The organism is Pseudomonas sp. GW460-LB5 (assembly GCF_059423245.1).
This window is the reverse complement of sequence record NZ_JBWKXT010000012.1, coordinates 92593-105091: the sequence shown is the minus strand read 5'-3', so window position 1 is coordinate 105091 and position 12499 is coordinate 92593. Positions and strand designations below refer to the sequence as shown.

The following is a 12499-nucleotide window of genomic DNA, read 5'->3' as shown; positions in this document are numbered from 1 at the left end:
TGCGATCACAACTCGAAGGTGGCCTCTATGCCATACCCCGTAAAGCCATGGGCAGAAATAGCTCAGCATTATCAGCGCGGTACCATCTTGTTGGGCAACGGCGCGAGTATCGCTGTGTCGCAGAGTTTTGCGTACCGCTCACTGCTAGAACATGTCAGGGAAAATGAGCTGCTCCAGAACGACGTGGCGCGTCTGTTCGAGTTTTTTGAGACAGAAGATTTTGAGCTAATTCTGCGGGTCGTCTGGCAAGCATCCAACGTCAACAAATCGTTGGAGATCCCAGATCAGCGTACCCACGAAGCCTACGTGCGCGTCCGGGATTGCCTGATCCAGGCAGTGCGGGATGTTCACCCTGAATATCACCAGATCACCGATCATCTGCCGAACATGTACCGGTATCTGAAGGAGTTCGACACGGTCTTGTCGCTAAACTATGACCTGCTGGTTTACTGGACGGTGGCCTATGGTCTCAACATCCCGGACGGCCATATGTTCAAAGACTGCTTCGTCGATGGCGGGGTATTCGATGACGACTGGCGTCGATTCCGGAAGCTGTACAAGGAGCGAGTGAATACGTTGGTGTTCTACCCCCATGGCAGCTTAGCTTTATGCCGCAACAACATAGAGGAAGAGTTCAAGATCCGCGCATTGGGCGGCGGCTTGCTGGAAGCCATTCTTCAGGAGTGGAAAAACGAGCGTGTGGTACCGCTGTTTGTCAGTGAAGGAACCATGCGTCAGAAGGTAGCTTCGATTCAAAATAGCTACTACCTGTCGACTGTCTATCGAGAGGTGCTTACGGCGCCCCGGAAGACACTGACACTGTTCGGTTGGGGCTTGGGGGAGCACGACAGGCATTTGCTCAAGCGAATGAAGGGGACGGGCATTGAGCGCGTAGCCGTCTCAGTCTTTCGGGGATATCAGCCTTATTGCAACATGGCTTACCAAATCATTCAGGATGACCTGGGGCCAGTTGACGTCGATTTCTTCGACAGTGAGAGCCCGGGCTGCTGGGTTCAACCCGAATAGCGGGCAGGACATCCACTCCTGAAATCTCAGAGGTGGCTGTAAGGCCCGTCATTACTGGGCTAGACAGTTTTTATTCTCTGGCGCATTTGTCCGAGTCAACGGTTTTGGGGGCTCGCGACAGTTTTGCGTTTACTCCGAATCGGGCTGAAGGCCACGGAAACTGGGCCTCTTTGCGACAGTTTTAATTCTCTAAATCCAAAAAGCCCTCCATATGGAGGGCTTTTTGCTTAATGATGATCAGGCAATAGCGCCCCAGGACATATGATTCGAATGCCTTGGGGAGCGAGGGGTACTGTCAGATCTGCATCGCCATGCCGTCTACATTCATCGCTGCCTGGCGCAAGGCCTCGGAGCGGGTCGGGTGGGGGTGGCAGGTCAGGGCGATGTCTTCTGCCGAGGCCGAGAATTCCATGGCCACACAGAACTCACCGATCATCTCGCTGACGCTTGGGCCCACCAGGTGCACACCTAGCACTTCATCGGTTTGGGCATCGGCGATGACTTTGGCGAAGCCTTCGGTCTCGTGGTTGATCTTGGCGCGGCTGTTGGCGGTGAAGGGGAACTTGCCGACTTTATAAGCACGCCCTTCGGCTTTGAGCTGCTCTTCGGTCTTGCCCACGGTGGCCAACTCCGGGCGGGTGTAGATCACGCCAGGGATGAGGTTGTAGTTGACCTCGTGGGGCTTGCCGGCAATACGCTCGATGCAGGCTACGGCTTCGTCTTCGGCCTTGTGCGCCAGCATCGGGCCGGAAGTGACGTCACCAATCACCCACACACCGGGCACAGAAGTGCGGTGGTGTTCGTTACCGAGCATGCCGCGCTTGTCGGTTTCCAGGCCCACGCTCTCAAGGTTCAGCCCCTTGGTATAAGGGCGGCGGCCGATAGCCACCAGCACGTAATCGGCCTGCAGCGATTCTGCGGTGCCGCCGGCAGCAGGCTCCAGCGTCAGGCTCACACCCTCGGCACTTGCAGTGGCTTGAGTCACTTTGCTGCCCAGCTTGAACACCATGCCTTGCTTGGCGAGTGCCTTTTGCAGGGTCTTGGCGGTTTCCGTGTCGGTACCTGGGCAGATGCGATCAAGGTATTCGATGACGGTGACTTGGCTGCCCAGGCGGCGCCAGACGGAACCCAACTCAAGGCCGATCACGCCGGCACCGATGACGACCAGATGCTTGGGCACTTGCGGCAGCGACAGTGCGCCGGTCGAGTCGATGATGCGCTGGTTATCGATGGTCACCCCCGGCAGAGGGGTGGGCTCCGAGCCGGTGGCGATGACCACATCCTTGGCTTGCAGCGCAGTTTCGCTGCCGTCTTCAGCCTTTACTACAACCTTGCCGACGCCGTCCAGGCGGCCCCAACCTTTGATCCAGTCGACCTTGTTCTTGCGGAACAGGTATTCGATACCTTTGGTCAGGCCGGTCACGCTCTCGTCCTTCTGTTTCATCATCTGGGCGAGGTTAAGGGTGGGCTTTACTTCGATACCGAGGTGGGCGAACTCGTCACCGCTGGCGGCCTCGTACAGCTCGGACGCATGCAACAGTGCCTTGGAGGGCATGCAGCCCACGTTCAAACAAGTGCCGCCCAAGGTCGAGCGGCCTTCCACGCAGGCAACACTCAGGCCAAGCTGGCCAGCGCGGATGGCTGCGTTGTAGCCGCCAGGGCCACCGCCGATGATCACCACGTCATAGGATTTCATGGGTTCAACTCCAGGATGTAGAAGCGCGAGAGGGGCACAAGGTTAAGCTGAGATGCGAGAATTGTATACAATCTGCTGTATGGATAAGATCAGTTGGTTCTAGACCTTGGTCTCGTTTAGAGGAAACCTCCCACCAATGAACTACTCTGATCCGACGACGTTCGAAATATCAGGCGTTGTAGCCAGAAACGGATAGGGAGGGTTGTTCATGCTCGCGCAACTTCCACCTGCACTGCAGAGCCTGCATCTGCCGCTGCGGCTGAAATTGTGGGACGGTAACCAGTTCGATCTGGGGCCTAGCCCGCAGGTCACCATCCTGGTCAAAGAGCCACAGTTGATCAGCCAGTTGACGCACCCGAGCCTGGAGCAGTTGGGCACAGCGTTCGTCGAAGGCAAGCTGGAGCTGGAAGGCGACATCGGTGAAGCCATCCGGGTATGTGATGAGCTGAGCGAGGCGCTGTTGCCTGATTTTGAAGAGGCTTCGCCGGCGCGGCTTGCTCACGACAAAAGCACGGACGCTGAAGCCATTTCCTACCACTACGATGTTTCCAACGCGTTCTATCGGCTGTGGCTGGATCAGGACATGGCCTATTCGTGCGCCTACTTTCGCGAGCCTGATAACACGCTCGATCAGGCACAGCAGGACAAGTTCGACCACCTGTGTCGCAAGTTGCGCCTCAATGCCGGCGACTACCTGCTGGACGTGGGCTGTGGTTGGGGTGGCCTTGCGCGCTTCGCTGCACGGGAATATGACGCCAAGGTATTCGGCATCACCTTGAGCAAGGAGCAGCTCAAACTTGGCAGGCAGCGGGTCAAGGCCGAAGGGTTGGCCGACAAGGTCGACCTGCAGATTCTCGACTACCGTGACCTGCCTCAAGACGGTCGCTTCGACAAGGTTGTCAGCGTTGGTATGTTCGAGCATGTCGGGCATGCCAACCTGGCGCTGTATTGCCAGAAACTGTTCGGCGCCGTGAGGGAAGGGGGGCTGGTGATGAACCACGGGATCACCGCCAAGCATGTCGATGGCCGCCCGGTCGGACGTGGCGCAGGTGAGTTCATCGACCGCTACGTGTTCCCCCATGGCGAGCTGCCTCACCTGTCGATGATCAGCGCCAGCCTCTGCGAAGCGGGACTGGAGGTCGTAGACGTGGAAAGCCTGCGCCTGCACTACGCCAAGACCCTGCATCACTGGAGCGAAAACCTGGAGAATCAGCTGCACAAGGCGGCGGCGCTGGTGCCGGAAAAAACCCTGCGCATCTGGCGCCTGTACCTTGCAGGTTGTGCCTATGCCTTTGAGAAGGGCTGGATCAACCTGCACCAGATCTTGGCAGTGAAGCCATACGCCGACGGGCACCATGACCTGCCCTGGACGCGCGAAGATCTGTATCGCTAAGCATGTAGATGCGGATTTTGTGGGAGCGGCCTTGTGTCGCGAGAGGGCCGCAAGGCCGCTCCCACACTCATACTGCTTAGCTTAAAGGATTGGCGAAATCAGCCGTGCAATCCGCATCCCCAACTGCTGCAGTCGATGAGTGTCCAGGCTGTCCTCTGCAGTGATTTCCCGCGACTGTTCAAAGTCATTGATCAGCATCTTCTCCACCTGGTCGGCGAAGCTGCGGTCGACGGTGAGCAGGGTGATCTCGAAATTCAGACGGAACGAGCGGTTGTCCAGGTTGGCACTGCCGATCGCGCTGACATCATCGTCCACCAGCACCACCTTTTGATGCAGGAAGCCCGGCTGATAGCGGAACATGCGCACACCCGCGCGCACCGCTTCGAAGGCGAACAGGCTTGAGGCGGCATAGACCACACGATGGTCTGGTCGTGACGGGATCAGCACGCGTACATCGACCCCACGCAGCACCGCCAGGCGCAAGGCGGCGAACACCGCCTCGTCCGGGATGAAGTAGGGGCTGGTAATCCACACCCGGCGGGTAGCGGAGTGGATTGCTTCGAGGAAGAACAGCGAGCAGGTTTCCTGCGGGTCGGCCGGGCCGCTGGCCAAGGCCTGGCACAGCACGCCGTTGTCCGGGTAGGTATCCGGCAGGATCAGCGGCGGTAGCTGGCGCGTGGCCCAGTACCAGTCTTCGGCGAACGACTCCTGCAGGCAGGCCAGCACCGGCCCGCCGATTTGCACATGGGTGTCGCGCCAAGGGGAAAGCTTCGGGTGCTCACCGAGGTATTCATCGCCCACGTTGTGCCCGCCGATGAATCCAATCAGGCCATCCACTACCACGATCTTGCGGTGGTTGCGGAAGTTTACCTGAAAGCGGTTGAACCAACCGCGGCGGGTGGCGAAGGCATGAATCTGCACACCGCCGTCGCGCAGCTGCTGGCTGTAGCGGGCTGGCAAGGCATGGCTGCCGACGCGGTCATAGAGCACGAATACCTGCACCCCTTCGGCGGCCTTACGGAGCAGCAGTTGTTGCAGTGCCTTGCCGAGGTTGTCGTCATGGATGATGAAGAACTGCACCAGCACCACATCACGGGCTTTGTCGATGGCGGCGAAGATGGCATCGAAGGTGGCCTTTCCATCGATCAGCAACTTCACCTGGTTGTTCGCCAGGCAGGGCATGCGGCCCAGCTTGGGCATGGCGCGCAGGGCTGTGTAGCTTTCTGATTCCCGGGCGGTGAGGGCTTCTTCCACCCAAGGCCGCCAGTTGAGATTGGCCATGGCCACGTGCATCTCCTGGTTGGCCTGGCGCCTGGCCTTGATGTAGGCATAGAACGAGCGGGCGCCGAAGATCAGGTAGGGGATCAAGGTAAGGTAGGGGATGAAAAACAAGGGCATGGCCCAGGCGATGGCGCCTTGGGCGGTACGCACGGTAAAGATCGCGTGCAGCGCGGCGACGATACCCAGTAAGTGAATCAGTCCGAGTAGGTAACCAAAAAAGTAGGGGCTGTGGTAATCCATATGCATCCTGCTTGCCGAGTACACTTGAGGTAACAGAACACGTTCCCGGTCCGCCTTGCAACCTGAAGGTGGATTTGGCGTCCAAGTTTCAGCCCGGCCCGCTTGGCCGGTTTTTTCAGGAGCGATCGTCCATGAAGATTCGTCTGCCACTGTTGGCGTTGGCCCTGGCCATGAGCAGCCCACTGGTGCATGCCCAGATGCTGCAACCAGGTTTGTGGGAGCTGACCACCAGCAATATGCAGGTCGATGGCAAACCGTTACCCGACATGCAGTTCATGCTTGGTCAGTTGAAAAATCTGCCGCCAGAGCAACGCGCGATGATGGAGGGGGTATTGGCGAAACAGGGGGTAACTGTCGGTGGCAATGGTGTGCGTTCGTGCCTGACGCCAGAGCAGGTGGCCACCAACGATATCCCACTGCAGGATCCGAAATCGGGCTGCACTCAAAAGATTACCGACCGTACCGGTAATGTGTGGAAGTTCCAGTTCAGCTGCCCCAAGGCACAAGGTACTGGCCAGGCTACCTTCCTCAGCGACCGGGAGTTCACTACTCAGGTCAGTGGTACCTTCAACGCTTCGGGTGTGCAGCAGCAAGGCAGCATGAACACCCGTGCGGTGTGGCTAGGTAATGACTGTGGCACGGTCAAACCGCGCAGCTGACGTCCCATTGCCATTGGCTGGTAGCGACGGCGTCGTGGGCATGCAGGCTTTCTGCATGTTCCACGCGCAGCTTGAAGGCCGTGCTCCATTCCATTTGCCGCAGTGAGTTGTGCAGGCGTCGTGCGGCGTCTTCGCAGAACATCAGGTTCTGCCCGTTGGCCAAGGCGAAGGCTTGTTCGTCTGCACGTTTCACAGCAGTCTGCACAGCGGTCCCCAAGCTTCCCTCTACGCAGTTAATCAATTCGGTGATGGGTAGATCCTGCTGAGTGCCGCGCAGCCGTACCTGAATTTGCGCGGTACTGCGTTGGCTATGGGGGGTCGCCACAATGCCTTTGGCGCTACCCAGCCACTGCAATATGGCGGATTTTTCGACCTGCTGCTCGCTGAAATCGTCCAGGAACTGCTGCTGAATCAGTTGCCGTGCAAGTGCAGCCGAGCACGGGCAGGTGGAGGAGTACGGAACGGAAACAGATAGTTCCACGTGGAACATTTCATTTTCTATCCTTGCATCGACTGTTACCGCATAGCTTTTCCAGCCTGCCAATGGGCTGATCAAAGCCGGCCGTTTCAGCATGTGCTCGAAGCGCAGGCGCAGGTAGGCTGCCGAAGAAAGGCCCTCATGGCTGCTCAGGAAATCAGCCAGTAGCTGCCTGATTGCCAGCGGAGTGAGGGGCTGGTGCTCCAATGTCTCAAGGGCAAGGTAAAGCCGCGACATATGGATACCGCGTGAACTGCCGTCAACCAGGCTTACCCCTGCATCGATTTTGGCGGCTGCGGTGCGCCCTTCGAATTGCACAGGCAAGGCGATGCCGCACATGCCCACCCAGTCCAAAGGCAAGGTGTACTCCAGAGCTTGTGCTGCGATGTCGGGGAGCTTGAGCTGGGTCATCTGGCTTTCCAAACAAAAAGAGGCATCAGTGGCAAGCGCCGATCAGGCTGCAATGCAGCTTGAAGCGCTGCCCACTGGAGCTGGATACGCGGTTCAGAGTGGTCCAGCCAACGCGACGGCTGTAACCCACCCAGGCTTCGCCATCGCTGGCCAGGCCGGTAAAAAAGGTCAACGTGCCATAGCGGCTGTTGGTTTGTGCCCATAGGCGCCGGCTGGTGAAGTCGTAGCCGCGCAGGTAGAACATATTTCCTTCGTTACGCACGCTGTAATAGCTGCCTTTGCCGTCCTGGCAGGCAAGCAGTGTCGCGCTGCGTGTACACATCGCCATCGGGCTGTTCTTTGGCATGGCGAACAGCGAAGTAGGCATGGCGAGCAACAGCAACACCATGGCGCGCAGCAGATTCATTTTTCATCCCCGGTGAATACTCGTCTGTCGAGAACGGCTTGGCGAAATTGTATTGTTACTTTATAACATTGTGCAATGCATCGTTTCGAATGCGCTCGCCTGAAGAGGTTTCGCCATGTCCAATCGTCTCCCTGTCACCGTGCTGTCTGGCTTCCTTGGCGCCGGCAAGAGCACTTTGCTCAACCATGTGCTGCGTAACCGCGACCACCTGCGGGTCGCGGTCATCGTCAACGACATGAGTGAAATCAACATCGACGCCAGCGAGGTGCAGCGCAACGTCAGCCTCAACCGCGCTGAAGAGAAACTGGTCGAGATGAGCAACGGCTGCATCTGCTGCACACTGCGTGAAGACCTGCTCGAAGAGGTTGCGCGGCTGGCCGAAGAAGGCCGCTTCGATTATTTGCTCATCGAGTCCACGGGTATCTCGGAGCCGCTGCCGGTTGCCGAGACGTTCACGTTTCGCGACGAGCAGGGCCGCAGCCTTTCCGACATGGCGCGGTTGGATACCATGGTCACTGTGGTCGATGGCCTGAATTTTTTACGCGATTACCAGGCAGCAGACAGCCTGGCCAGCCGTGGTGAAACCTTGGGCGAAGAGGACGAGCGGTCGATCAGTGATCTGCTGATCGAGCAGGTGGAGTTCGCCGATGTGTTGTTGCTGAGCAAGATCGACCTGATCAGCCAGCACGAGCGCGAAGAACTCATGGCCATTTTGCGCAGCCTCAACGCCCGGGCGCAGATCGTGCCCATGGTCATGGGCCAGGTGCCGCTGGCGCGCATTCTGGACACTGGCCTATTCGACTTCGACCAGGCTGCTCAAGCGCCGGGCTGGTTGCAAGAATTGCGCGGCAAGCATGTGCCGGAGACTGAAGAGTACGGCATCGCGGCCACGACCTGGCAGGGGCGGCGGCCACTTCATCCACAGCGCTTTTTTGATTTTATCCACAAGCCCTGGAGCAATGGTCGGCTGCTGCGTTCGAAGGGTTTTTTCTGGTTGGCCAGCAAGTACCAGGAAGCCGGTAGCTGGTCCCAGGCAGGTGGCATGATGCGCCATGGGCTGGCGGGCCGTTGGTGGCGTTTCGTGCCGCGCGAGCAGTGGCCCCAGGATGTGGATAACACTGCCGATATCTTGAAACACTGGCACGCCGAAACCGGTGACTGCCGGCAGGAATTAGTGTTCATTGGTCAGAATATCGACTTCAAAAAGTTATCCACACAGCTTCAGGCCTGCTTGTTGACGGATGAAGAAATGGAGTTGGGGCCTATGGGCTGGTTGCGTCTGGCTGATCCATTTGGCCCTTGGCACGAGGAGGCAGCAGCATGAACCAGGCGCTCAAGCCTGTGGATATCTTCCAGGTGTTTGGCGAAACGCCGCTGGTGTTGACCGACGTGCTGCAGGACGGCGTGAACCTGGCGGTCTGGCGCCGGCGCTTGCCGCCACAGCTGGAGGATTTTGCCGAGCTGGTAGTCAGCCTTGGGCAACCCCTGTCAGATCAGTGGGTAATCGATGTGGACGAGCAGCAGATGCCGGTTTTGTCGGATTTGCTACGCGAAGCGGCGGACCTGCAGGGTTACGAAGCGTTCGTGGCCGATGTAGCCTGGCTGGTGGCGGCATATACCTGCCTGGTTGGCGCGCGGCGGGTCGGTTTGCGCCTGCGGGTGCTGACCGGGCCCATGTGCCCGCGCTTTCATGTGGATAACGTGCCGTTGCGATTGCTCACCACCTATGCGGGCCCGGGTAGCGAGTGGTTGCGGGAGCAGGAGAGCCCACGCGGGGAGTTACACACAGCTCAAGTGCCTGTGAATAACATTCAGAAACTGCACGTCGGTGAAGTGGCTGTACTCAAGGGCGAGAAGTGGCAGGGCAACGAAGGTGCAGGGCTGGTGCACCGCTCGCCCTCGGGCCAGCAAGGGCGCCTGCTGCTCAGCCTTGACTGGCTAGCCTGACGGCGCATAGTGAGCCTTCACCCCGCCTGAAGCCATCCCATGCTGCAGAACATTCCCACCCATGTCATTGCCGGCCCCCTGGGCGCCGGCAAGACCACCCTGATCCGCCATCTGCTGGCCCAGCGCCCGCGCAACGAACGCTGGGCGGTCTTGATCAACGAATTCGGCCTGGTTGGCCTGGATGCGGCGTTGCTCAGCCGTGACGAAGATGGCATCGCCATCGGCGAGGTTGCAGGTGGCTGCCTGTGTTGTGTCAACGGCATGCCTTTTCAGGTGGGCCTGGGCCGGTTGTTGCGCAAATCCCGGCCTGACCGGCTGTTTATCGAGCCGTCTGGCCTGGGTCACCCGTTGCAGCTGCTTGCTCAGCTGAAACAGGCTCCGTGGGCTGGAGTGCTGACAATTCAGCCATTGTTGATGGTTGTCGATGCGCAATCCATGGCGCGAAACGAGCCGCTTCCGGACGCCCAACAGCAGGCTTTCAACGCGTCTGAATACGTGCTTTTCAACAAGTCGGAGGCTGTGGATGAAAAATCTAAGTTGTTGATAACTAATAAATTTAACGACAAGAATGTGATGTGGTCGGTACAGGGCCAGGTGCCGCTATCAAGCCTTCCTGGCGCCTTGGTAGAGATTGTCGACAGCCCATTTCAGGAAAACCAGATTGTCGACAATCTTGGGGGAGCCCCAACAATATTGTGGACAGACCCCAGCCAGCCGATCTGTCTTGCGCAGGAGGGGGAGGGAGGTTGGAGCATTGGCTGGCGCTGGCATCCCGTACAGCAGTTTTATCCACAGCGCCTACTGGCGTTCTTGCGGACCTTGCCATGGCGGCGTGCCAAAGGGGTTATCCACAGCGTGGAAGGTTGGCAATCATTTAATGGGCTCAAGGGTGACATGCCGATATGGCAGCCCAGTGAATGGCGCAGGGATAGCCGTATCGAGCTGATTTTTGATCAGCCGCAATCGCAACCCACGCTGCAAGCGGGGTTGAGCGAATGCCGCGTCAGCTGATCAGTTGCGCCAGCGATTGTGTTCCTGACGCCACTGCTGCATCTCGATGACATTGTCGGTGCGTGGTGGTGTCTTGATTTCAAACGGGTAGGGCGCCAGCTCGATCTGCACGCTGTGCGCGCCGAACTGGGTCACAGTACCCGGGTGGCGTTGCTCGCCGGTGACGGTGAACTCAAAGGCATAGATGCGTGCCAGGCGCTTGCGGCCATTGGCGTCACGGACAAAGGCGATGCGCTTGAGTGCGACGGCATCGTCGAGCAGCTCGAGGTCGAGCTTGGCACAGTGCTGTTTGACCCGTTCCAGGGCTTTTTCGCGCAACCCATGGTTGTGCCACAACCAGCCGCCTGCCGTGGTCAACAGCATCAGGACGAAGACGTTCTCCAGGGTCAACATTTGCATATGCTCCAAACAGGTAGATCCAGCTTAACTGCGTCCCTGGCCTGTCGTACAGGTGGCAATCGAGTTCATACTGCGCTGCGCACAATCCTTGAAACAGCTTTGGAAACCTCCCGCATGAAACGTACCCCGCACCTGCTCGCCATTCAGTCCCATGTGGTGTTCGGCCACGCCGGCAACAGCGCCGCGGTGTTTCCCATGCAGCGTATCGGGGTCAATGTCTGGCCGCTCAATACCGTGCAGTTCTCCAATCACACACAGTATGGCCAGTGGGCGGGTGAAGTGCTTGCCCCGGCGCAAATTCCTGCGTTGGTGGAAGGTATTTCCAATATTGGCGAGCTGGGTCACTGCGATGCTGTGCTTTCCGGCTACCTGGGCAGTGCCGAGCAGGGGCGAGCGATCCTGGCTGGCGTCGAGCGGATCAAGGCGGTGAACCCAAAGGCTCTGTATCTGTGTGACCCGGTCATGGGGCACCCGGAGAAGGGCTGCATCGTGCCGCCGGAGGTGAGCGAGTTCCTGCTCGACGAGGCGGCGGCCCGGGCCGACATCCTGTGCCCCAACCAGCTGGAACTGGACAGCTTCTGTGGGCGCCGCGCACAGTCGCTGGAGGATTGCGTGAACATGGCGCGCAGCCTGCTGCAGCGTGGCCCGCAGGTGGTACTGGTCAAGCACCTGGTTTACCCCGGGCGGGCCGAAGACCAGTTCGAAATGCTGCTGGTGACTGCCGAGCACAGCTGGCACCTGCGCCGCCCGCTGCTGGCGTTCCCGCGGCAGCCGGTGGGGGTGGGTGACCTGACCTCAGGCCTGTTCCTGGCGCGTGTGCTGCTCGGCGACAGCTGGGTGCAAGCCTTCGAATTCACCGCTGCAGCCGTGCATGAGGTGCTGCTGGAAACCCAGGCCTGCGCCAGCTACGAACTACAACTGGTGCGGGCCCAGGACCGCATCGCCCATCCGCGGGTGCGCTTTGAGGCGCAGCCGCTGGCGCTTTAGATCGCGTCGGTTTTCAGGTCCTGGTAGCGCTTCTCCAGCTCTTGGCGGATCTGCCGACGCTGCTGGCCTTGCAGGAAGCGGCGCTTTTCTTCGCTGCTGTGCGGCTGGCGCGGCGGCACCGGCACCGGGCGGCGGTTGTCGTCGACCGCGACCATGGTGAAGAAGCAGCTGTTGGAGTGGCGCACCGAGCGCTCGCGGATGTTCTCGGTCACCACTTTGATGCCGACTTCCATCGATGTATTGCCGGTGTAGTTGACCGACGCCAGGAAGGTCACCAGTTCACCCACGTGCACGGGCTCGCGGAAGATCACCTGGTCGACCGACAGGGTCACCACATAGCTGCCGGCATAGCGGCTGGCGCACGCATAGGCCACTTCGTCGAGGTACTTGAGCAGGGTGCCGCCATGTACGTTGCCAGAAAAGTTGGCCATGTCCGGGGTCATCAGGACGGTCATGCTCAGCTGGGCGTTTCCAGGTTCCATAGTGTGCTCACGGTGAGGTTGCGCTGAATCGGGCGAATGGGGGGCGTTATCTGCTGACACTTCTGTTCCCCTCTTTTGAATTT

Annotated in this window: 13 protein-coding genes; 7 read left to right on the top strand and 6 right to left on the bottom strand. The window is 59.1% G+C overall.

Translation table 11 applies throughout. The features are described 5' to 3' along the window. The first annotated feature begins 27 nt into the window (after positions 1–27). A complete protein-coding gene (locus tag AC07XM_RS10235) occupies positions 28–1026 on the top strand; it encodes a DUF4917 family protein (RefSeq protein WP_060519736.1) in 999 nt (332 codons plus the stop codon). Positions 1027–1321: 295 nt separating this feature from the next. Here the strand turns inward: AC07XM_RS10235 and lpdA are convergent, their stop codons facing one another. After that, positions 1322–2722, bottom strand: a complete 1401-nt coding sequence (lpdA, locus tag AC07XM_RS10230) for a dihydrolipoyl dehydrogenase (RefSeq protein WP_102688990.1) — start codon at positions 2720–2722, stop codon at positions 1322–1324. 208 nt (positions 2723–2930) lie between these two features. Between lpdA and cfaB the strand changes: the two genes are divergently transcribed. Further along, entirely contained in the window at positions 2931–4115 is a 1185-nt protein-coding gene (cfaB, locus tag AC07XM_RS10225; protein ID WP_016489886.1) for a C17 cyclopropane fatty acid synthase CfaB, read from the top strand. 81 nt (positions 4116–4196) lie between these two features. Here the strand turns inward: cfaB and cls are convergent, their stop codons facing one another. Next, positions 4197–5636, bottom strand: a complete 1440-nt coding sequence (gene cls, locus AC07XM_RS10220) for a cardiolipin synthase (protein ID WP_016489885.1) — start codon at positions 5634–5636, stop codon at positions 4197–4199. A 131-nt stretch (positions 5637–5767) separates the two neighbouring features. On the opposite strand from cls, the gene AC07XM_RS10215 reads away from it, so the two are divergent. Next, positions 5768–6295, top strand: a complete 528-nt coding sequence (locus tag AC07XM_RS10215; protein WP_016489884.1) for a DUF3617 domain-containing protein — start codon at positions 5768–5770, stop codon at positions 6293–6295. Here the strand turns inward: AC07XM_RS10215 and folE2 are convergent. Together folE2 and AC07XM_RS10205 are read right to left on the bottom strand one after the other, a co-directional pair. Next, a complete protein-coding gene (gene folE2 / locus AC07XM_RS10210; protein WP_096426920.1) occupies positions 6279–7184 on the bottom strand; it encodes a GTP cyclohydrolase FolE2 in 906 nt (301 codons plus the stop codon). The genes AC07XM_RS10215 and folE2 overlap by 17 nt on opposite strands. Before the next feature lie 25 nt (positions 7185–7209). After that, positions 7210–7590 (bottom strand): hypothetical protein, encoded by a 381-nt coding sequence (locus AC07XM_RS10205; protein WP_023048553.1) that lies wholly within the window; start codon positions 7588–7590, stop codon positions 7210–7212. Positions 7591–7705: 115 nt separating this feature from the next. On the opposite strand from AC07XM_RS10205, the gene zigA reads away from it, so the two are divergent. Genes zigA through AC07XM_RS10190 form a run of 3 tightly spaced genes read left to right on the top strand, consistent with a single transcriptional unit; the run spans position 7706 to position 10548 of the window. Beyond that, the gene (gene zigA / locus AC07XM_RS10200; protein ID WP_102688991.1) at positions 7706–8914 is read left to right on the top strand and encodes a zinc metallochaperone GTPase ZigA; all 1209 of its coding nucleotides are present in this window, start codon (positions 7706–7708) and stop codon (positions 8912–8914) included. Then, complete coding sequence (locus AC07XM_RS10195) at positions 8911–9537, top strand: DUF1826 domain-containing protein (protein ID WP_102688992.1); 627 nt, start codon at positions 8911–8913, stop codon at positions 9535–9537. Before zigA ends, AC07XM_RS10195 begins: the two co-directional genes overlap by 4 nt. A gap of 39 nt (positions 9538–9576) precedes the next feature. Then, complete coding sequence (locus AC07XM_RS10190) at positions 9577–10548, top strand: CobW family GTP-binding protein (protein ID WP_102688993.1); 972 nt, start codon at positions 9577–9579, stop codon at positions 10546–10548. Here the strand turns inward: AC07XM_RS10190 and AC07XM_RS10185 are convergent, their stop codons facing one another. Continuing rightward, complete coding sequence (locus AC07XM_RS10185; RefSeq protein WP_102688994.1) at positions 10549–10941, bottom strand: DUF3301 domain-containing protein; 393 nt, start codon at positions 10939–10941, stop codon at positions 10549–10551. It abuts the gene before it with no gap. 120 nt (positions 10942–11061) lie between these two features. On the opposite strand from AC07XM_RS10185, the gene pdxY reads away from it, so the two are divergent. Further along, a complete protein-coding gene (gene pdxY / locus AC07XM_RS10180; RefSeq protein WP_016489877.1) occupies positions 11062–11934 on the top strand; it encodes a pyridoxal kinase PdxY in 873 nt (290 codons plus the stop codon). On the opposite strand, the gene AC07XM_RS10175 is transcribed toward pdxY, so the two are convergent. Next, on the bottom strand, positions 11931–12416 hold the full coding sequence (locus tag AC07XM_RS10175; protein ID WP_003253263.1) for an acyl-CoA thioesterase: 486 nt from the start codon (positions 12414–12416) through the stop codon (positions 11931–11933). The genes pdxY and AC07XM_RS10175 overlap by 4 nt on opposite strands. Positions 12417–12499 lie beyond the last annotated feature (83 nt).